This is a genomic window from Pandoraea bronchicola, assembly GCF_902459805.1.
Lineage (GTDB): Bacteria > Pseudomonadota > Gammaproteobacteria > Burkholderiales > Burkholderiaceae > Pandoraea > Pandoraea bronchicola.
Map to the genome: position 1 here is coordinate 48892 of NZ_CABPST010000003.1, position 19312 is coordinate 68203.

At 62.4% G+C, this 19312-nt stretch carries 20 protein-coding genes; 15 read left to right on the plus strand and 5 right to left on the minus strand.

Annotated elements, in window-relative coordinates:
• The first annotated feature begins 14 nt into the window (after positions 1-14).
• Both PBR20603_RS07790 and PBR20603_RS07795 read left to right on the plus strand, forming a co-directional pair.
• Positions 15-749, plus strand: a complete 735-nt coding sequence (locus PBR20603_RS07790) for a transporter (protein ID WP_150558987.1) — start codon at positions 15-17, stop codon at positions 747-749.
• Positions 750-894: 145 nt separating this feature from the next.
• On the plus strand, positions 895-1437 hold the full coding sequence (locus PBR20603_RS07795; RefSeq protein WP_150558988.1) for a MarR family winged helix-turn-helix transcriptional regulator: 543 nt from the start codon (positions 895-897) through the stop codon (positions 1435-1437).
• 34 nt (positions 1438-1471) lie between these two features.
• Here the strand turns inward: PBR20603_RS07795 and PBR20603_RS07800 are convergent, their stop codons facing one another.
• Positions 1472-2704 carry an IscS subfamily cysteine desulfurase gene (locus tag PBR20603_RS07800; protein WP_150558989.1) on the minus strand — a complete coding sequence of 411 codons (1233 nt, stop codon included), beginning with the start codon at positions 2702-2704 and terminating at the stop codon, positions 1472-1474.
• Positions 2705-3077: 373 nt separating this feature from the next.
• Between PBR20603_RS07800 and PBR20603_RS07805 the strand changes: the two genes are divergently transcribed.
• From PBR20603_RS07805 to PBR20603_RS07860, 12 genes are all read left to right on the plus strand, one after another.
• Positions 3078-3638, plus strand: a complete 561-nt coding sequence (locus PBR20603_RS07805) for a flavin reductase family protein (protein WP_150558990.1) — start codon at positions 3078-3080, stop codon at positions 3636-3638.
• Between the two features lie 27 nt (positions 3639-3665).
• Positions 3666-5147, plus strand: a complete 1482-nt coding sequence (locus PBR20603_RS07810; protein WP_150558991.1) for a 4-hydroxyphenylacetate 3-hydroxylase family protein — start codon at positions 3666-3668, stop codon at positions 5145-5147.
• Between the two features lie 65 nt (positions 5148-5212).
• Positions 5213-5593, plus strand: coding sequence for a cupin domain-containing protein (locus tag PBR20603_RS07815; RefSeq protein ID WP_150558992.1), 381 nt, complete (start codon positions 5213-5215; stop codon positions 5591-5593).
• 106 nt (positions 5594-5699) lie between these two features.
• Positions 5700-6941: an ABC transporter substrate-binding protein gene (locus PBR20603_RS07820; protein ID WP_150558993.1), complete on the plus strand. Its 1242-nt coding sequence runs from the start codon at positions 5700-5702 to the stop codon at positions 6939-6941.
• A 35-nt stretch (positions 6942-6976) separates the two neighbouring features.
• Complete coding sequence (locus PBR20603_RS07825) at positions 6977-7666, plus strand: DUF2848 domain-containing protein (RefSeq protein WP_150558994.1); 690 nt, start codon at positions 6977-6979, stop codon at positions 7664-7666.
• Positions 7667-7670: 4 nt separating this feature from the next.
• A complete protein-coding gene (locus PBR20603_RS07830; protein ID WP_150558995.1) occupies positions 7671-8450 on the plus strand; it encodes an ABC transporter ATP-binding protein in 780 nt (259 codons plus the stop codon).
• Positions 8447-9202: an ABC transporter ATP-binding protein gene (locus PBR20603_RS07835; RefSeq protein ID WP_150558996.1), complete on the plus strand. Its 756-nt coding sequence runs from the start codon at positions 8447-8449 to the stop codon at positions 9200-9202. The genes PBR20603_RS07830 and PBR20603_RS07835 overlap by 4 nt, the downstream gene beginning before the upstream one ends.
• Positions 9203-9222: 20 nt before the next feature.
• Complete coding sequence (locus PBR20603_RS07840) at positions 9223-10113, plus strand: branched-chain amino acid ABC transporter permease (RefSeq protein ID WP_150558997.1); 891 nt, start codon at positions 9223-9225, stop codon at positions 10111-10113.
• A gap of 7 nt (positions 10114-10120) precedes the next feature.
• Positions 10121-11143 (plus strand): branched-chain amino acid ABC transporter permease, encoded by a 1023-nt coding sequence (locus tag PBR20603_RS07845; RefSeq protein WP_150558998.1) that lies wholly within the window; start codon positions 10121-10123, stop codon positions 11141-11143.
• Between the two features lie 144 nt (positions 11144-11287).
• Positions 11288-11779, plus strand: a complete 492-nt coding sequence (locus PBR20603_RS07850) for an Rrf2 family transcriptional regulator (RefSeq protein WP_150558999.1) — start codon at positions 11288-11290, stop codon at positions 11777-11779.
• A 292-nt stretch (positions 11780-12071) separates the two neighbouring features.
• Positions 12072-12362 carry a DUF4148 domain-containing protein gene (locus PBR20603_RS07855; RefSeq protein WP_150559000.1) on the plus strand — a complete coding sequence of 97 codons (291 nt, stop codon included), beginning with the start codon at positions 12072-12074 and terminating at the stop codon, positions 12360-12362.
• A gap of 107 nt (positions 12363-12469) precedes the next feature.
• Entirely contained in the window at positions 12470-13360 is an 891-nt protein-coding gene (locus PBR20603_RS07860) for an AraC family transcriptional regulator (protein ID WP_150559001.1), read from the plus strand.
• Between the two features lie 126 nt (positions 13361-13486).
• Here PBR20603_RS07860 and PBR20603_RS07865 read toward each other — a convergent pair whose 3' ends face one another.
• From PBR20603_RS07865 to PBR20603_RS07880, 4 genes are all read right to left on the minus strand, one after another.
• Positions 13487-14722, minus strand: a complete 1236-nt coding sequence (locus PBR20603_RS07865; RefSeq protein ID WP_150559002.1) for a porin — start codon at positions 14720-14722, stop codon at positions 13487-13489.
• Positions 14723-14923: 201 nt separating this feature from the next.
• Entirely contained in the window at positions 14924-15913 is a 990-nt protein-coding gene (locus tag PBR20603_RS07870; protein ID WP_150559003.1) for a glycerophosphodiester phosphodiesterase family protein, read from the minus strand.
• A gap of 43 nt (positions 15914-15956) precedes the next feature.
• The gene (locus tag PBR20603_RS07875; RefSeq protein ID WP_150559004.1) at positions 15957-16730 is read right to left on the minus strand and encodes a DeoR/GlpR family DNA-binding transcription regulator; all 774 of its coding nucleotides are present in this window, start codon (positions 16728-16730) and stop codon (positions 15957-15959) included.
• Between the two features lie 103 nt (positions 16731-16833).
• Complete coding sequence (locus PBR20603_RS07880) at positions 16834-17319, minus strand: Lrp/AsnC family transcriptional regulator (RefSeq protein WP_150559005.1); 486 nt, start codon at positions 17317-17319, stop codon at positions 16834-16836.
• Positions 17320-17472: 153 nt separating this feature from the next.
• Between PBR20603_RS07880 and glmS the strand changes: the two genes are divergently transcribed.
• Positions 17473-19302 (plus strand): glutamine--fructose-6-phosphate transaminase (isomerizing), encoded by a 1830-nt coding sequence (glmS, locus tag PBR20603_RS07885; RefSeq protein WP_150559006.1) that lies wholly within the window; start codon positions 17473-17475, stop codon positions 19300-19302.
• Positions 19303-19312 lie beyond the last annotated feature (10 nt).

Here is a 19312-nt window from a genome sequence, read left to right on the forward strand (position 1 = left end):
AAAGAGAACGACTCATGAAGAAGCAATTGATGTATCTGGCGCTGTTCTGTCCGCTGGGCGCCTTCGCTGCCCACCCCCTGGTGACCGACGACACCGGCACGCAAGGCGATGGCAACTGGCAATTCGAAACGAATGGCGAGTTCACGTCGAAACAGCAGGACATCGGGCGCCAGACTCTCTGGAACAGCACATTGACACGCGGAGTCGGCGAGGCGCTCGACCTCTATGTCAACGTTCCCTATACGAACCTCCAGAACCGCGCCGATACGGCGGGCAGCGGGATTGGCGACGTGGAGACCGGCGCCAAGTGGCGCATGTACGACGACGGGGCGTTCAGCATTGGCCTCAAGCCCTACCTGACGTTTCCCTCGGGCAACGATCGGCGAGGCCTCGGCACTGGCCGGGTGAACGCCGGTGCGACGTTGCTCACGCAGTACGTCATCGATGACTGGACATTCCTGGCCAACGCCGGTGCCGTGTATCAGGCGAATCGTCAGGGACAGCGGCAGTCTGTGTGGAAGGCCTCAGCCGCCGTGCTCTACCGTGTGTTGCCGACTACGCAACTGATCCTGGACGTTGGCACGTCGCAGAACCCCGACTTCGCCCAGCGGACCCATCCGGCGTTCATGATCGTCGGGGCGATCTACAGCCCGAAGCCGTGGCTGGATCTTGACGTCGGCTATCGACGCGGCCTCAATCCGCAGACTTACGACTACTCGTGGATGGGCGGCATGACCGTGCGCTGGTAAGCACGTCAACCGGTCAGAAGAAGGCCGGGGCGCGGCAGAGCGGGGTGCAGCAAGACCTCGCTCGCCGGGATAAAGATAACTTTGCAGTATAATTTTTTTTCAAAGTCATTTTTCCGACGCGCCGCGCCGCTTACCGATCATTCCCATGCCCAAATCGTCGGCCCAGAAGGCCCTGACCGTTACCAACCCGGCCTGTCTCATCGACGGCTCCGACGCCGAATTCCGTCATCTGATCAACGGCTTGCTGCCGTTCGCCGCACGCTTACTGTCGGTGCGTGACGGCTTTGGCAGTCTGATTGGTCTGACCGGTATCCAATATTCGCTACTCCAGTCGGTAGTGCATCTCTCATCGCTGGGGGATGTCACGGTCAATCAACTGGCGGAGCATTTGCACCTGTCGGGTGCGTTTGTGACCATCGAGACGAACAAGCTCAAGGCGCTCAAGCTGATCGACAAACGACAGAATCCGGAGGATCGCCGCAAGATGAGCCTGACGGTCACGCCAGCCGGTGCCAAGTTGCTCCACGAACTGACGCCTTCGCAGCAGCGTATCAACGATGTGCTGTTCGAAGGCGTGACGCGTACCGAATTCAAAGTGCTGTGTGCCGTCGTCGACAGACTCGTCGCCAACGGCGACCGCGCCACGCTGGATCTGAGCCACCTGCTGGCGATCCGCGATAAGCGCTGATCCCCCGGGCGCGGTACCGGCGTTCGCTGTTCGCTCAGTGAGCGGCCCACTGAATCGTGTTCAGATCGACGCCGTCCTGATACATGTCCCATAGCGGGCTCATCTCGCGCAGCTTGCCGACGGCGCCAAGTACCTGCTCGATCACGCTGTCGACTTCGGCCTCGGTCGAGAAGCGTCCCAGCGTGAAGCGGATGGAGCTATGCGCGAGTTCGTCGCTTCGCCCGAGCGCGCGTAGCACGAACGACGGCTCGAGCGACGCCGACGTGCAGGCCGAGCCTGACGACACCGCCACGCCTCTGATCCCCATGATGAGCGACTCGCCTTCCACGAAGTTGAAGCTCACGTTCAGGTTGTGCGGTACACGGTGCGTCATGTCGCCGTTGATGTACACCTCGTCCATCGCCTGAAGCCCTGCCAGCAGGCGGTCGCGCAGCGCACCAACCCGTTCGGCTTCCGACGCCAGTTCGAGCTTCGCCAACCGGAACGCTTCCCCCATTCCCACGATTTGATGGGTCGGCAACGTGCCCGAGCGCATCCCGCGTTCGTGGCCGCCGCCGTGAATCTGCGCTTCGATACGAATGCGAGGTTTGCGCCGCACGTAAAGGGCGCCGATGCCCTTCGGCCCGTACAGCTTGTGGGCCGTGACCGTCATCAGATCGACCTTGAGCGTTTGCAGATCGATCGGAATCTTGCCGGCGGCCTGCACGGCGTCGCAGTGAAATACGATGCCGCGTTCGCGGCACAGGTCGCCGATCTCTGCGATCGGCTGAATAACGCCAATTTCGTTGTTCACCATCATCACCGACACCAGAATGGTGTCTGGCCGCAGCGCGTTGCGCACGGTATCAACGGTGATCAGACCGTCCTCCTGCACGTCGAGATAGGTGACCTCAAACCCTTGCCGCTCCAGATCACGCATGGTGTCGAGCACGGCCTTGTGCTCGGTCTTCACGGTGATGAGGTGCTTGCCCTTGCCACTGTAGAAATTCGCCGCGCCTTTGATGGCGAGGTTGTTGCCTTCGGTGGCGCCCGAAGTCCAGACGATCTCACGCGGGTCCGCACCCAGGAGCGCCGCGACGTGTTCGCGGGCTGTCTCCACAGCCTCTTCGGCGGCCCAGCCGTAGCTGTGACTGCGTGAGGCGGGATTGCCGAAACTGACGTTCAGGTAAGGAACCATTTTCTCGACCACGCGCGGATCGACCGGGGTCGTTGCGCTGTAGTCCATGTAGATGGGGGCTTCGAAAAGCGACGGCGTAGTAGACGGCATAGGGGACTCCGAATCGTCCGGTGGACATCTTGAATTGCGGCCGAGTGTAGCACCGCATTTCTCACGCATTGCACTCTCCCACATTGAAAAAAGGGTTTCATGCCGCCCATTTTGGGTGCCGATCGCCTCGGGTAAACGAGACGAATTGTGCGCAATACGGTTGTGTCTTGTGCATCGCGTGAATCGCATAACCCCAATGCCAGCAAGGGATCTGCCGGTTTGTGGTGCGGCGATGCACCAGAGAAATGCACGTGCACTTTCATTGCGCTCAGGGTTTACCTTGCTTGTTTAGCTATTTTTGTTAACGTTAAATAATTGCTAACAAACAAAGCTAAATGAACAAGGCGGTTTGTCTGGGGGAACGGCGCGGACGATGTCGTTTCGCTCGTCGGACTGGTTTGAGAAGGAGGTAATCGTGAACGATGCATCGACCGCAGTGCAGGTTTTGGAAGACGAGGCGCGACAGTTTCGTCGCACGCTCGCCATGTTTGCCACGGGGGTGGCCGTGATTACAGCGCCGCGTAATGACGGACCGCCCATTGGCATCACCGTGGCCTCGTTCAATTCCGTCTCGCTCGCGCCGCCGCTGGTGTTGTTCTCGGTCGACCGGCGCTGTCTTAGTCTCGCCGATCTGTGCTCGGCAGGGCGCTACACGGTGAACGTGCTCGACGAGAGCCAGCGCGAGACCTCAAACCGATTCGCGACTGCCCGCGGCAACAAGTGGGACGGGGTGAGCTTCGAGGGCGAGGGCATTGGCCGGCTGCCCGGGGCGCTGGCCGCTTTCGAATGCGAGCCTTACGCACAGCACGATGGCGGCGATCACGTGATTTTCATTGGCCGCGTCGTGCGGCACGCGGCGCGGCATGGTGGCCGGCCGCTCATATTCTTCGGCGGGCAGTACCGCTCGCTCGATACCGCGCCGGTTGCGGCGTGAGTTCCCCCAGGGTTTCAGGAGAGAGTCATGGTAAAGAACGGTAGTCAACATATCGGCCAGCTGCGTGACGGACGCGAAGTGTATATCGACGGCAAAGCCGTCGGCGACGTGACCACCCATCCCGCGTTCCGCAACTCCATTCGCAGCTACGCAAGCCTGTACGACTTTCAGGCGCGCCCCGAGAATCTCGAAGCGATGACCTTCGCGTCGCCGGACACGGGCGATCGGGTCTCGCGCATTTGGCAATTGCCCACGAGCTATGACGCGCTGGTGCAGCGCCGGGAGATGCTCGAGGCGTGGAGCGAATTGCATTACGGCTTCATGGGACGCTCGCCGGATCACGTGGCATCGTGCATTTCCGGCATGGTGATGGGCATTGACGTCTTCGAGCAATACGACACCAGGCGCGCCGGTGCGCTGCGTGACTACTACAAATATGCTCGCGACAACGACCTGTTCCTGACATATGTGATCGTCAACCCGCAGGCCAATCAGTCGAAGGCCGCGCACGAGCAGGAGGACAAATACCTCGCAGTCGGCATCGTGGATCAGGACCATGAAGGCATTACGGTGCGTGGCGCCAAGATGCTCGCCACCAGCGGCATCATGGCCAACGAGGTCTTCTGCAGTTGCATTCAACCGCTCAAGGCGGGCGACGAAATGTACGCGTTGTCGTTTGCCATCCCCATGAATACCAAAGGCTTGCGCGTGCTGTCGCGCAAGTCTTACGAGGGCAGCGCTACATCCGTGTTCGACAATCCGCTCGCCTCGCGCTTCGACGAGAACGACGCCGTGCTGTATTTCGACGATGTGAAAGTGCCTTGGGAGCGCATCTTCGTCGCAGGCGATACGGCCATGTGTGCGAAGCAGTTCCATGCCACGCCCGCCCACAGCTACCAGAACTACCAATGCCAGGTGCGCTTGATGGTCAAGCTGCGCTTCCTCGTGGGCATCGCCCTGCGCATTACGGAGGTGAACGGCACGAACGCCTTCCCGCAAGTGCGCGAGACGCTCGGACAACTCGCGGCCGAGGCGGCCATGGTCGAAGCGTGGGTGCACGGCATGGAAGCGAAGGGCCATATGGAGAAGGGCTACTACGTGCCGGATCGCAGCTTGCTGTATGGCTCGCAGGTACTCACGCAGCAGCTCTATACGAAGGTGCTCAGCACGCTTCGCGAACTGGCGGGTGGCGGAATGATCATGCTGCCGTCGAGCATCCACGACTTCGAGAACCCGATGCTCGCCAGCATCATCGAGAAGACGCAGAAATCGCCGGTGGTCGACGCCGAAGCGCGCGTCAAGTTCTTCAAGCTTGCCTGGGACGCCGTCGGCTCCGAATTCGCGTCTCGCCATAACCAGTACGAGATGTTTTACGCCGGGGCCACGTTCGTGACCAAGGGCCACGCCTATCGCACGTACGACTGGCAGAAGGCCACGCGTCTGGTCGACACCCTGCTCGGCACCTATGCGCTCTCGGACGAGATCGTCCGGCAGCCCGTCGCGGCCTGATCCGCACGTCACTCAGACGACATCCGCATTACCCCGACCGTCCCCGCCACAGACAAGGAGTTCCCATGGCGATCAACAAGTTGCACGACGAGTTTCACTCCATCGACATGAAAGAAGGATGGGAGGTGCCGCCGGGCTATCCCCCGGGCATCGAACAGAAGATCCTCGCGGGTTCGCTCGACGAGCCGAACCGCGCGGGCAGCCGCACGCGCTTGCTGCGTTTCGCGCCGGGTATCTACACCAAAGCGCCGTTCGTGCATACGTATTGGGAAGAGGTCTATCTCGTCTCGGGCGATTTGACCGTCGGCAACGACGCTCAGGGTGAGGGCGGCGAAGCCTTTGCGCCGAACACGTATGCATGCCGTCCGCCCGGCGCGTTCCACGGCCCGTTCAAGTCGAACGGCGGCTGTCTGCTTCTCGAAATTCACTACTACGACCCGGCCTGACACGTTCAAGGCAGGGCGTCGGGCGCGGCGAACGTGAGGGCGTTGCCGCGCCGTCGGGAGACCGTTTCACCTACACCACACCTCTACAGGCTATCGGGAAAACATCATGTCTACGTTTCGCGCAAGTCGTATCACGTCAATGGCCGCACTGGTGCTCGCCGCCGCCTTCGCCACGCCGTTCGCCGCACGGGCCCAGCCGGCCAGGATGAGCGACGGTGTCGTGAAGATCGGCGTGCTCACCGACATGTCGTCGATCTTCTCCGACATCGGCGGCAAGGGCTCGGTGATCGCCGCGCAAATGGCCGTCGACGACTTTGGCGGGAAGGTCAACGGCGTGCCGGTCAAAGTGATTTCGGCCGACCACCAGAACAAGACCGACGTGGCGGCGACCATCGCCCGAGACTGGTTCGACAACCAGCAGGTCGACGTGGTCGAGGACTTGCTGCCGTCCTCCGTGGCACTGGCGGTGGCCAATGTCGCCAAGGCCAAGCGTCGTATCGCCATCGTGACGGGCGCGGGCACCACACGGCTCGTGAACGAAGACTGCTCGCCCTACACGGTGCAGTACTCATACGACACCTATTCGTTCGCGTCGAACACGGTCAAGGCGATGACGCGCAGCGGCGACAACAGTTGGTACTTCCTGACGGTCGATTACGCGCTCGGTGCGTCTCTCGAGAAGGACGCCACGCAGGCGCTGCAACACGTGAACGGCCAGGTCGCGGGCCGCGCGAAGCATCCGCTCAATTCGGCGGACCTGTCGTCATACCTGCTGCAGGCGCAGGCCTCGCGCGCCAAGGTGATTGCGCTGGCGAACGCGGGTGCTGACACCGTGAACGCTATCAAGACGGCACGCGAGTTCGGCATCACCGGCCCTGGAAAGCAGAAGATCGCGGGGCTGCACATGTTTATCAGCGACATTCACAGTCTCGGGCTTGAAGCGGCGCAGGGAATGACGTTGACCACCGCCTTCTACTGGGATCGCGACGACGCCTCACGCACCTGGGCCCAACGCTTCTTCGCGAAGACCGGCAAGATGCCGACGCTCGTCCACGCGGGAACCTACTCGTCCGTCATGCATTACCTGCAGGCCGTGCAGCGCACTGGCACCGACGAGGCCGACACGGTCATGGCGTCGATGAAGCAAACGCCCATCAACGACTTTTTCGCCAACGGCGGACAGATTCGACCTGACGGCCTGATGGTGCACGACATGTACCTCGTCGAAGTGAAGTCACCCAAGGCGTCGAAGAAGCCCTGGGACTACTACAAGGTGCTGCAGACGATTCCCGCCAATGAGGCGTTCCGTCCGCTCGCCCAGAGCCAGTGCGCGCTCGTCAAGAAGTGATCTCAGGAAGTCAGGCCATGACCGGAGTTGGGAAGATGAATCTCATGCATTTCGTTGTGCAAACGGCAGACGGTGTCGTCGATCGCGACATCGCCATCAAGCAGCTCGTGATTGCGGGCTGGACAGGGCGAGACGTCGACGCGATGGAACATCACATCCGCGAGCTCGAGGTGTTGGGCGTGAAGCGCCCGGCCGCCACGCCGATGTTCTACCGGGTGTCGAGCGATCGGCTCACGACGCAGGCGCATATCGAGGCGAGCGGCCGCGCAAGCAGTGGAGAGGTCGAGTTCCTGCTCGTGCGCAGCGGGGGCGAGACGTATGTCGGCGTGGCGTCGGATCACACCGACCGCGAGGTGGAGACATACGGCATTACGGTCTCGAAGCAGATGTGCGAGAAGCCTTGCGCAGCGGTGCTCTGGCGGCTGGCTGACGTGGAGCCGCATTGGGACCGGCTCATGCTGCGCAGTTACGCCAATATCGGCGGCGAAAAGGTGCTGTACCAACAGGGGCCGGTCACGGCAATGCGCTCGCCGCAAGACCTGCTTGCGCGCTTCGCCGAGGCCGGCGGACGCTTTGAAGACGGCACTGCCATGTTGTGCGGAACGCTGGCGGCCATCGGCGGGATTCGGTCGGCCGAGCGTTTCGATTTCGAGCTGGAAGATCCCGTGCTCGCGCGTCGTTTGCAACACGGGTACGGCATTACCCCGCTGCCGGTGGCGGGGTAAGCGCATGCATCACGACGACATCATTCTCGAGACCCGCCGGCTTACGAAGGCGTTTCGCGGCTTTACCGCTGTGGGCGGCGTCGACCTGAAGGTCAGACGCGGTGCGATTCACGCCCTGATCGGCCCGAACGGGGCGGGTAAGACAACGTGCTTCAATCTGCTGACCAAGTTCCTGACGCCGACCTCGGGCCAGATTTTCTATCGTGGCGAGGACATTACGCGTCTCGCGCCAGCGGCGGTCGCGCGGCGCGGCATGATCCGCTCGTTCCAGATATCGGCAGTGTTCGGGCATCTGTCGGTCATCGAAAACGTGCGGGTGGCTTTGCAGCGCGCCACCGGCCAGTCCTATCACTTCTGGCGCAGCACGCGCGGCCTGGGCGATCTGGATTCGCGTGCGATGGCGTTGCTCGATGAAGTGGACATTGCGGCCTATGCGGACGAGTTGACCGTTTCGCTGCCCTATGGACGCAGGCGTGCGCTGGAAATTGCCACCACACTCGCCATGGAACCCGATGTCATGCTGCTCGACGAACCCACGCAAGGCATGGGACATGAGGATGTCGACCGGGTGGCTGCGCTCATCCGGCAAGTCGCGGCCGGCCGCACAGTGCTGATGGTCGAGCACAACATGAAAGTGGTGTCGGGCATTGCCGACACGATCACCGTATTGCAGCGTGGCGAGGTGCTGGCCGAAGGCGACTACGCCCAGGTCACGGCGGACGCCCGCGTGCGCGAAGCCTACATGGGGTCGGCGCACGCCTCACTGGAAGGAGCGCACGCATGAAGGCGCATGAATCGTCGCTCGTTGCGGCCAGCGTTCCGGCGCTGGCCGTGACCGGCCTGCAAGCGTGGTATGGCGAATCGCACATCTTGCACGGCGTCGATCTGGTGGCGGGGCAGGGGGAGGTCGTGAGTCTGCTGGGACGAAACGGCGCAGGCCGCAGCACGACATTGCGCGCCATTCTCGGGCTCACGGATACGCGCGATGGCTCGGTGCGTGTCTTCGGACGCGAGACCATCGGCCTGCCGACGCGCAAGATCGCGCGATGCGGCGTGGGCTTCTGTCCGGAGGAGCGGGGCATCTTCGCCAGTCTGTCTTGCGAGGAAAACCTGTTGCTGCCGCCCGTGCTGGTGCCGGGCGGTTCAGCGACCGGACAGGCCGGCATGTCGCTCGACGAGATCTACGCGATGTTCCCGAATCTGGCGGAGCGCCGGCACAGTCCGGGCACACGGCTATCGGGCGGGGAGCAGCAGATGCTGGCGATCGCGCGCATTCTGCGCACGGGCGTCCGGCTGTTGCTGCTGGACGAAATCTCCGAAGGGCTTGCCCCCGCCATCGTGCGCACGCTCGCCCGCATGATCGAGACGCTCAAATCACGCGGCTACACCATCGTCCTTGTCGAACAGAACTTCCACTTCGCCGCACCGCTTGCCGAGCGCTTCTACGTAATGGAGCACGGCCGCATCGCGCTGCAGTTCGACGCCGCCCAGTTGCCCGCGCACACGCAAGCACTGCAAACCCTGCTCAACGTGTAACCGCTCAGAAGGTCATTGCCGTGAATCCTTTCGATATTCCTCTTCCGGCGTTGCTCAGTCAACTAATGCTCGGGCTGGTCAACGGATGCTTCTACGCCGTGCTGAGTCTGGGCCTGTCGGTCATCTTCGGCTTGCTCAATGTCATCAACTTCGCGCACGGGGCGCTCTTCATGATCGGGGCGCTCGTCGCGTGGATGGGCGGCCAATATCTCGGCCTGAACTACTGGGCGATGCTGGTGATCGCGCCGCTCGCGGCCGGATTGCTCGGCGCGGCCATCGAGCGCGGGCTGCTCTCGCGCATTTACAAGCTCGATCATCTGTATGGACTGCTGCTTACGCTCGGGCTCACCCTGATCATCGAAGGGCTGGGCCGGTCGGCGTATGGCGTCTCGGGCATGTCGTTCGACGCGCCGTCGTTGCTCGTCGGTGCCACGCGTCTGCCATTCATGGTGTTGCCGAACTATCGCGCTTGGGTCGTGGTCGCGTCGCTCGGCGCCTGTGCGCTCACGTGGTTCGTCATTGAGCGCACACGTATCGGGGCGTTGCTCCGGGCCGGTACCGAGAATGCACGGCTCGTCGAGACGTTCGGGGTGAACGTGCCGCTCATGGTCACGCTCACCTATGCGTTTGGTGCCGCGCTGGCAGCGTTTGCGGGTGTGCTGGCGGCGCCCATCATGCAGGTCTCCCCCATCATGGGGCAGCCGATGATCGTGACCGTCTTTGCCATCGTGGTGATCGGCGGTATGGGATCGATTGCCGGTTCGGTTGTGACGGGCCTTGCGCTCGGCGTGCTGGAGGGACTGACCAAGATTTGGTACCCGGAGGCTTCGGCCACGGTCGTGTTCGTGATCATGGCGTTGGTGCTGCTCGTGCGCCCGCATGGTCTGTTCGGTGGTTATGCCTACAAGTGAGTCGTCGATGATGCGTCAATACCGTTTCGATCTTGTGCTGCTCGTGCTGCTGGCCGCACTGCCGGCCCTCGGGGTCTATCCCGTCTTCGCAATGAAGGTGCTGTGTTTCGCGCTGTTCGCCTGCTCGCTCAATCTGGTGCTCGGTTACACAGGACTGTTGTCGTTTGGCCATGCCGCGTTCTTCGGCGGCGCGGCGTACTTCGCGGGGTACGTGATGCGCGATCTGGCGTGGTCGCCGTTGGCCGGTGTGTTGACCGGCGTTGCGACCGGGGCCGTGTTCGGGTTGGTTTTCGGGTTGTTTGCGATCCGGCGTCAGGGCATCTACTTCGCAATGATTACGCTCGCCTTCGCACAGATGTTCTATTTTTTCTGCCTGCAAGCGCCTTTCACCGGCGGTGAGGACGGCCTGCAAGGCGTGCCCCGTCAAACGCTTTTCGGCCTGTCGCTGGACAGTGATCTCACGCTGTACTTCGTGGTGCTCGTCGTGGTGGCGGCAACGTTCGCGCTGATGTCGCGGGTTACGGCGTCGCCCTTCGGCCGAGTGCTGGCCGCCATCAAGGAAAACGAGCCGCGTGCGATCTCGCTGGGCTACGAGGCCGAGCGTTTCAAGCTGCTGGCGTTCGTGCTCTCTGCTGCGGTGGCGGGCCTCGCCGGGGCGCTAAAAACGCTGGTGCTCGGCTTCGCCACGCTCTCCGACGTGCATTGGTCGCTCTCGGGGTCGGTCATTCTGATGACGCTGGTCGGCGGCATGGGCACGCGTTTCGGGCCGGTCGTGGGAGCATTGCTCATCGTCTCGCTGGAAACCAAGCTGGGCGATATCGGCAACTGGCTGGCGCAGGCCACTGGCTGGCAAGCCTTTACCGGACTTGGCTCGATGGTGAGCGTGGTCACAGGGGTGATCTTCGTGCTTTGCGTGCTGTTGTTCCGCCGTGGCATCGTGGGTGAATGGCTCGTCTGGCGGCAACGCTGGATGGCGCGCCGAAGCAGCGCGATGGGCCGGGCGGCATTGGTCGGCGCGCTCAAAGGGTAGGCGGCCGGAGGATGGGGGCATTCGGGATGGCGTCAGGTCCCGGCGGGCTATAAGATGCCTGTCGCGGCCATGTTAAACTGCCTCGCGAGATTATCGGGCGGCACACCGTGCCGCCTCGTTTGTTCCCGCCGTGTCCCCCGCTGAATGCGACTCACCGACCATACCGACTACAGTTTGCGCACGCTCATCTACGTCGCGGTTCATCCCGACGAGCTGGTGCACGTGCAATCCGTGGCGGAAGCGTTCGACATTCCCAAGAACCATCTTGTGAAGATCGTGCAGAAGCTCGGTCAACTGGGCTTCTTGCACACCGTGCGAGGGCGTTCGGGCGGGATTCGCCTGGGACGCGCGCCGGAGCGCATCAGACTCGGCGAAGTCGTAAGGGCGATGGAGCCTGACTTCGCGCTGGTCGAGTGCTTCCATGAGGGCGAGAACGCTTGCGTCATTACGTCGGCGTGCAATTTGCGCGGCGTGCTGGGCGAGGCGCTGCGCGCCTACTTTGCCGTGCTCGACCGCTATACGCTGGCCGATCTGGTCGGCAAGCCTGCCGTGTTGCGGCGCCTGCTCGGGGATGCGGTGGCCGCCGCCATTCCGGTCGCGGACATCAAGGTCAAACGGCGCATCGCCGAATCGTAATTCCGAATCGATGACGGACAGCCTTCACCGGCATTTTTCCCCGTGCTTTCTGCACACCCTTTTTTCGACGGACTCATCGACGTTGGCTATCGGCGCCATAGCGCGTGTCAATGGCTATCGCGAGATCTGGACGATTGGTTGCATCTTGCGGACGCGCAGCCGCGAAATTTGCGCCGCCCTTTCGTAATCTTGAGTCGTACCCGATAGCGCCAGCCGAGTGGTTCAAGGCTTGAGAAGGCGCTCCGAGGAAACCGACAACCGGCACGCATTGCCGAACGAAAGGAGTCTCACCATGAACGCTCGTATTTTCGCCGCCGCCCTGATGGCCACCGCCACGCTGGCTTCCGCTTCTGCTTTCGCCGAAACCCAGATCGCCGATGCGGGTCAGGCGGCCACCACGCAAGGGGTCACCCGCGCACAGGTGCGCGAGGCATTGCGCCAGGCACGGGCGTCGGGCCAGCTCGACCAGTCGCTCGAGACCTATCCGTCGCTGTTGCAACAACGCTCCTCGGCCGGTCGCTCGCGTGCAGAAGTGCGCGCGGAAATCGGTTCAGGCACGACTGCGAGCGACAACCGCGCCTGAGGCGTTGCCATCGATTGGCAGTCGTCGAACGGGGAGCGGCCGGTCCAAGCAAGCGTTGGCCAAATCCTCCATAATCGGCGCACCGGGTTATATAAGTTGAGTGCGCTATGGATCGGCTCTCCACTCTGATTTCAAATTTCGGCGTTCGCGCCGGTGTTTTTCATAGCGGCGGCCTGTGTGGCATTGCCAGCTATGGTGTCGATGCACACGATGGCGGACACTTGCATTTGCTGCGCGCGGGCGAAGTCTCGCTGGTGCTCGAAGACGGCTCGCGGCAGGATATCGTCGAGCCATCGTTGATTTTCTTTCCACGCCGCAATCATCACCAGTTGCTCTCGGGCGAAGATTCGCGAACTGAACTCGTGTGTGGATCGTTGTCGTTCGACGGCGGCCATCACAATCCGCTCGTGGCGGCGCTGCCGGAATATCTCGTCCTTCCGACGAAATCGCTTTCCACGCTCGAACTGACGTTGAACTGGCTCTTCACGGAAGCGTTCGGCGCTCAGTGCGGGCGCCTTGCCGTGATGGACCGGTTGTTTGAATTGCTGGTCATCCAGTTGCTGCGTCATGTGCTGGAAAAGCGCATGGTGAGTCGTGGCATGCTGGCCGGGCTGGCCGATCCGCGGCTCGCGCGAGCGCTTCATGTGATTCACCATCAGCCGGGGGAAGCGTGGACGGTGGAGTCGCTGGCCGGGACAGCCAATATGTCGCGCGCAAACTTTGCAGCGCAGTTTCGCGAGGTCGTCGGGCAATCTCCGGCGGATTATCTGCTGGACTGGCGTATCGGCCTCGCACAGAAGCGTCTGCGCGACGGTCAGCCGATAGCACGCGTGGCCGATGAGGTGGGGTACGAAAGTGCATCGGCGCTCGCTCGCGCCTTCCGCCGCAAGACGGGCAGCAGCCCGCGTGATTGGTTGCGCGCCCAGATGCATGCTGTGACAACGCTGCCGCCGCCGCGCGTGACACTCGTTCCGGCGCTACCGGCGCAGGCGGCTTAACGTCTTACGCGCCTTAAGCGGGGGCATCGAAAAACGCCCGGCGAAGCCGGGCGCAAGTCATGTGTCACAAGACCGGCCGGCACGTGCGTCAACGCGCAACGTCATCGGCCGGTTAGCTTGTCAGACTTAGAAAACGTGGCTGACCCCCAGGCGCACGACGGTCTGCGAATTGGTTGCCGACGACATGCCATTCGCGGCATCGCCTACCGAGGCCGTCGCGTCGATCACGTTGCCGAAAGCGTCGAGCGTGCTGCCGGAGGCCTTCTGATAGCCGGCCAGTGCGTACAGCTCCGTGCGCTTGGAAAGGTTATAGAACGCCGCGAGATTGAACTGGTGGTACTTCGCACCCGACGCGTTCGCTGCCGGCGCATTCACGTTGGTGAAGCTATAGCCGCCGCCCAACCGGAACGCATTGGTGAAGCGATACATCGCCAGCACGCCGACCGAGTCGAACTTGGCCGTGCGGGTAAAGCGCGAGTAGCTGCCTGCCGAGTACTCGGTGTGGCTGTAGTTCGCACCCAGCGTGGTGTCGCCAATCTGATAGGTCATCGAGGTGGCAATGATGTCGCGTGCCTTGGCGCTCGCATAACCGGCGTTGATCGACGACGCGAATGCCGATTCGGACGAACCCGCCCAGCTTCCGATCGTCGTGTCCGTAGCGCTCGCCTTGTCGTTGTTGGCATGCGAGTAGCCGACGCCCCAGGTGATCGGGCCGTTCGCGTACTGCCCGGCGAGGCCCCATGTGTTCTGGCGTCCCATGGTGCCCGGCTGGCCACCGAAGCCGTACATGGCGCCGAACGTGAAACCGCCCCATGTCGGCGAGCGGTATTTCACGCTGTTGTTCACGCGCGAGCTGTGATCGAGGTTATCGACGTCGCCCGGGTGTGCTGCAACGCCCGAGAGCAGCGCCGTGCCGCCGACCGAGCCGACCAGATCGATCAGCGGGTCGTACTGGCGGCCCAGCGTAACGGTGCCGTAAGCCTTGTCTTGCAGGCCGACGTACGCGTGACGGCCAAACTCCGCGCCGCCCTGACTCGCGGTGCCGTTGCCAATGTTGAAGCCATTCTCAAGGCGGAACAGCGCCTTGAGGCCATTGCCGAGGTCTTCCGTTCCCTGCATGCCCCAGCGGCTGCCTTGCCAAGTGCCACTCTGGAACGCGTAGTTCGATGCGCCGCTCATGAGCGCCGGGCGGCCGGCAGCACCTGCACGCGTGACGGAGGCGACATTGCTGGCATAGCCGATGCCGCCATCGACGATGCCGTACAGTGTGATGTTGGACTGGGCGTGCGCAAGCGTGGCGGCGCCGCAGCCGATAACCAGTGCGGCTGCACGGGCGAGAGGAGAGCGAGCAAGAGACTTCATGGTGTGTTTCCTGTGCGTAGTGGTGAGGTGCGATGCATTTCCCGGCGTGACGATCCGTGTTGTCGCATGGCGATTTGAATTAGGAATCCTAAAAAATAAGCGATGGACGCTCCGAGAAGACATCACCTGACTTCAGCGGAAAATCATGCCGCGCGAGGTTCGTTCAGCGCGCGGCCGCAGAGGGCCTCGTGGAAAGACGGATTACTTCGCTACCCCCTGTCCCTGATGGGCCAGCGCCGCGCGCAAGCGGGCGGGGGAGTCGGTCATCACGGCATCGAAACCAAGCTGCGACGCCGCTTCGAAGTCCTGCGGCGTTTCGATACCGAAGGCGACGAGATGCACGTCGCCGCGTGATTTGAAGCACTGCACGGCGGCGGGTGTCCACCAGTTCGCGACGACTTTCGAGATACCTTCACCGAGCGTAAAGCGCTCCACCACTTCGACCTGTCGATGGAATTCGATGCCGGCCCACGTGCCGGGCGCGGGCGGCGTGGCGCATTGGCCTGCGAGGGCGGCGGCAACGAGGCGGTTGCGGGTGGCGTCGCGCGATTCGAACAGTTGTGCCTGAGGACGGCGAGCGCGCATGCGGTCGGTCGCTTCGGCTTCGGTCGAATAGAGGCGCACGCGCGACCAGGCGTTGGTCTCGTCGAGCACCTTGATGACGGCTTCGACCAACGGCGCGGCGGGCGTTTGCTTCATGTCGAGCAGCACGGGCACGTTGGCGGGCACGGCGGCGAGGGCTTCGCGCAAGGTGGGAATGGGCAACGGATGGTCGCGGTACGGATAGGCGGTCTGACCGTCGGCGCCCTTGCGGGAAAACGCATAGCCCGCATTGAGCTTGTGCACGTCGGTGTAATCGACGTCGGAGAGCTTGCCGCGTCCGTCAGTCAGCGCGGAAAGATCGGCCGGACGGTACATCACCGGAACGCCGTCGCGCGTGACCTGCACGGTCATCCACAGCGCCTGCGCGCCGTTCTGCAACGCGTTGGTGAAGGCCTGCACCGTGTTCTCGGGGGTGTCGCCGGTGCCGCCTCGATGCGCGACGATCAGCGGGGCGGCGCTGGCGGCGACCGGCGTCAGCGCACCGGATGCGCAGGCGAGGGCGGCGATGCTTGCGGCGGCAAGGCGTGTCCACGCGGGCGTGGCCGACACGGCGAGGAAGCGGTGGGAGCGAAGCAAAGCGGATGACATGACGGGCGGTCTCGGGGGCGAAGGGGATGCGTTCGGTATCGGGTCAGACGGTGAGAATTTCGGGCGAGGCAAATGATGACGGCGACGCCCGCAAGTGCTCGCGCAACGGCTCGGGCAGCGCGCCGTCGGTGACGACGAGATCCTGTTCGTCGATCTGACCGCCTCGCACGCTGGGCTTGCGGGAGAACTTGTAGGTGTCGGCCACGAGAATGCGATAGCGGCTGGCGTCGCGCAGGGCTTCACGCGAAGCGGCTTCCTGACGGTCGTAATCGAGCAGCGTGCCGTCGTCATCGATACCGCCAACGCTGTACACGCCGACATCGGCGCGATAGGCGCGGAACAGCCGGTCGGCTTCGTCCCCAAGAATCTCCGGGTTGGGCGAACGCAGTTCGCCGCCGGGGACAATCACGCGGTGCTCGGGATTGCTTGCCAGTGCGAGCGCAGCACGCAAGTTGTTGGTGATGACGCAAAGGCGCTTGCGATGCACGAGGGCAACGGCAACTTGTTCGGGCGTTGTGCCAATGCCAAGCAGCACGGTGGCGCCATCGGGGATACGCTCGGCCGCCGCGTGACCGATGCGCAGTTTGCCTTCGAGGTTGCGCACGCGACGCACTTCGTACGGCTGGTTCGGACCCGGCGTGAGCAGACGCGCGCCACCGTGATAGCGACGCAAAACGTTGGCGTCGCACAGCGTATTGACGTCGCGGCGAATCGTCTGCGTGGCCACGCCGAAGTGATCGGCAAGCGCATCGACACTCATTTCACCATGCTGGCGAAACAGGGCAACGATGCGAGTCTGGCGTTCGGAAAGGTCCATCTGGCGGTCGTGTCGCGCACATTCGTTCTGGAATGGGCGTCACTTTGACAGCCGAGCGTGACATTCAAATGACGATGCTGAATGTTCAAATGAACATTTTCAGTCAGCGGGAAACGTTCGGACGAATGCGCGCGTTGGCCTCGAATTTTGCGCATCGCGTTGAGAAGAACGTGCGCACGTTGCGAATATTCGCCGAGCTTTTGAACAGCCGTCGCGCGAGTTCGTCGTATTCCGCCATGTCGCGGACTTCGGCAATGATCACGAAGTCAGGCCCCGGCGACACACGGTAGCACTGGGTCACGGCAGGCTCTGCGCAAATGTATGACTCGAAGGCGTCGTAGTCCTCCGCGGTTTGCCGGTCGAGACTCACTTCGACGACGGCGCGCAATGTCGGCCCAAGCGTCGACGGATCGATGATGGCGATCTGGCGCGCGATTACGCCCGCTTCGCGCAGTGCCCGCACCCGGCGCAGGCAGGTCGGGGCAGACGCGTGGACGCGTCGCGATAATTCAAGATTCGAGAGGGAGGAATCGGCTTGCAGCACGTTCAAGATACGCAAGTCCAGATCGTCCAGCGTGATACCCGCCATGAGATCTCCTATGGGTTGATTTGAAATTAAATTTCACATCAAGATTATTGTGAATTTATATTTCACATATCAAGAAATATCGATCATTAATTTCAATTCATCGACTCTACCATCGCTTCACTGGCTGGCATCGAATCATTTCGGAGAGGTGTTATGTGTGGAATCATCGGCGCGGTCGCGCAACGGAATATCGTCCCCAATCTTGTCGACGGTCTGAAGCGTTTGGAGTATCGGGGGTACGACTCGTGCGGGGTTGCGCTTTATCGCGATCGTGGGTTGGTCCGGGCGCGCAGCGTCGAGCGCGTGGCGAATCTTCAAGAAGAAATCGGCCGAATGGCGCTGACGGGTTACACCGGCATCGCTCACACGCGCTGGGCGACGCACGGCAAACCGATCACCGATAACGCCCATCCGCACTTCTCGCCGAGTGCTGAGGCGCCGCGCATCGCGCTGTCGCATAACGGCATCATCGAGAATCACGAGGCGTTGCGCGCAACGTTGGAGGCGCATGGCTATGACTTTTCGAGCCAGACGGACAGCGAAGTCATCGCGCATCTGATCGACCACCTCTACGATGGGGATTTGTTCGAAGCGGTGACGGCGGCAGTGGCGCAATTGCGCGGTAGCTATGCCATTGCGGTGATTTGCCGCGACGAGCCGCATCGCCTGGTCGGGGCGCGCGACGGCATGCCGTTGATCGTCGGTGTGGGGGAGGGGGAAAACTTCATTGCGTCGGACGCGATTGCGCTCGCGAACGTCACTGACCAGATCGTGTATCTGGAGAACGGCGACGTGGCGGACGTTCAGCTCCACCGCTACTGGGTCGTGGATGCACGGGGGCAGCGGGTCGAACGCGCAGTCAATCGGGTCGCCGCCCACAGCGGGGCGGCCGATCTCGGACCGTACCGCTACTACATGCAGAAGGAGATCTTTGAGCAGCCGCGCGCGGTGGCGGACACGTTGCAGGATGTGACGTCGATCATGCCGGAGCTATTCGGCGACAACGCGTGGCGGGTGTTCAATGCGGTGGACTCGGTGCTGTTGCTCGCTTGCGGCGGCAGTTATCACGCAGCGTTGACGGCGAAGTACTGGATCGAGAGTCTTGCGCGACTGCCGGTGAGTGTGGAAATCGCAAGCGAGTATCGCTATCGCGACAGTGTGGCCAATCCGAAGACATTGGTCGTCGCCGTCTCGCAAAGTGGCGAGACAGCCGACGTGCTTGGTGCCGTGCACGTGGCGAAGCAGCGAGGGATGTGTCACACACTGGCCATCTGCAACGTAGCGACGAGTGCGTTGGCGCGGGAGTGTGCATTGACGTTCTTCACGCGGGCCGGGGTGGAGATTGGGGTGGCGTCGACGAAGGCGTTCACGACGCAGCTCGTCGCCTTGTTTCTTCTGGCGCTGACGCTGGCGCAAAGCCGCGAGCATCTGTCGGATGACGACGAGCAACAGCATTTGCGCGCACTGCGCCATCTGCCGGACGCCATCGCGAAGGTGCTGGCGCTTGAGCCACAGATCATCGCCTGGGCCGAGCAATTGACGCGGCGGCAGGACATCCTCTTTCTGGGCCGGGGGCTGCACTATCCGGTTGCTATGGAAGGGGCGCTGAAGATGAAGGAGATTTCGTACATCCACGCGGAAGCGTATCCGGCGGGTGAACTCAAGCATGGGCCGCTTGCTTTGGTGAGCGATGAAATGCCTGTGGTGGCGGTGGCGCCGAACGACCGTCTGCTGGAGAAGCTGAAATCGAACATGCACGAGGTCAGTGCGCGAAACGGCAAGCTCTATGTTTTCGCCGACAGCGATTGCGGCCTGTCGCCCGGCGCAGATATCGACGTCATCCGGCTGAATGAACACTACGGACTGCTGTCCCCCATTCTCCACACGATCCCGATGCAACTGCTGGCCTATCACGCTGCCGTTGCGAGAGGGACCGATGTGGACAAGCCGAGAAACCTGGCGAAATCGGTGACGGTGGAGTAGGGGATATGAA

Excerpts from the sequence above, each read along its gene's own strand:
- PBR20603_RS07790 (WP_150558987.1), top strand. The coding sequence starts at position 15 with ATGAAGAAGCAATTGATGTATCTGGCGCTGTTCTGTCCGCTGGGCGCC.
- PBR20603_RS07795 (WP_150558988.1), top strand. The coding sequence starts at position 895 with ATGCCCAAATCGTCGGCCCAGAAGGCCCTGACCGTTACCAACCCGGCC.
- PBR20603_RS07800 (WP_150558989.1), bottom strand. The coding sequence starts at position 2,704 with ATGCCGTCTACTACGCCGTCGCTTTTCGAAGCCCCCATCTACATGGAC.
- PBR20603_RS07805 (WP_150558990.1), top strand. The coding sequence starts at position 3,078 with ATGTCGTTTCGCTCGTCGGACTGGTTTGAGAAGGAGGTAATCGTGAAC.
- PBR20603_RS07810 (WP_150558991.1), top strand. The coding sequence starts at position 3,666 with ATGGTAAAGAACGGTAGTCAACATATCGGCCAGCTGCGTGACGGACGC.
- PBR20603_RS07815 (WP_150558992.1), top strand. The coding sequence starts at position 5,213 with ATGGCGATCAACAAGTTGCACGACGAGTTTCACTCCATCGACATGAAA.
- PBR20603_RS07820 (WP_150558993.1), top strand. The coding sequence starts at position 5,700 with ATGTCTACGTTTCGCGCAAGTCGTATCACGTCAATGGCCGCACTGGTG.
- PBR20603_RS07825 (WP_150558994.1), top strand. The coding sequence starts at position 6,977 with ATGAATCTCATGCATTTCGTTGTGCAAACGGCAGACGGTGTCGTCGAT.
- PBR20603_RS07830 (WP_150558995.1), top strand. The coding sequence starts at position 7,671 with ATGCATCACGACGACATCATTCTCGAGACCCGCCGGCTTACGAAGGCG.
- PBR20603_RS07835 (WP_150558996.1), top strand. The coding sequence starts at position 8,447 with ATGAAGGCGCATGAATCGTCGCTCGTTGCGGCCAGCGTTCCGGCGCTG.
- PBR20603_RS07845 (WP_150558998.1), top strand. The coding sequence starts at position 10,121 with ATGATGCGTCAATACCGTTTCGATCTTGTGCTGCTCGTGCTGCTGGCC.
- PBR20603_RS07850 (WP_150558999.1), top strand. The coding sequence starts at position 11,288 with ATGCGACTCACCGACCATACCGACTACAGTTTGCGCACGCTCATCTAC.
- PBR20603_RS07855 (WP_150559000.1), top strand. The coding sequence starts at position 12,072 with ATGAACGCTCGTATTTTCGCCGCCGCCCTGATGGCCACCGCCACGCTG.
- PBR20603_RS07860 (WP_150559001.1), top strand. The coding sequence starts at position 12,470 with ATGGATCGGCTCTCCACTCTGATTTCAAATTTCGGCGTTCGCGCCGGT.
- PBR20603_RS07865 (WP_150559002.1), bottom strand. The coding sequence starts at position 14,722 with ATGAAGTCTCTTGCTCGCTCTCCTCTCGCCCGTGCAGCCGCACTGGTT.
- PBR20603_RS07870 (WP_150559003.1), bottom strand. The coding sequence starts at position 15,913 with ATGTCATCCGCTTTGCTTCGCTCCCACCGCTTCCTCGCCGTGTCGGCC.
- PBR20603_RS07875 (WP_150559004.1), bottom strand. The coding sequence starts at position 16,730 with ATGGACCTTTCCGAACGCCAGACTCGCATCGTTGCCCTGTTTCGCCAG.
- PBR20603_RS07880 (WP_150559005.1), bottom strand. The coding sequence starts at position 17,319 with ATGGCGGGTATCACGCTGGACGATCTGGACTTGCGTATCTTGAACGTG.
- glmS (WP_150559006.1), top strand. The coding sequence starts at position 17,473 with ATGTGTGGAATCATCGGCGCGGTCGCGCAACGGAATATCGTCCCCAAT.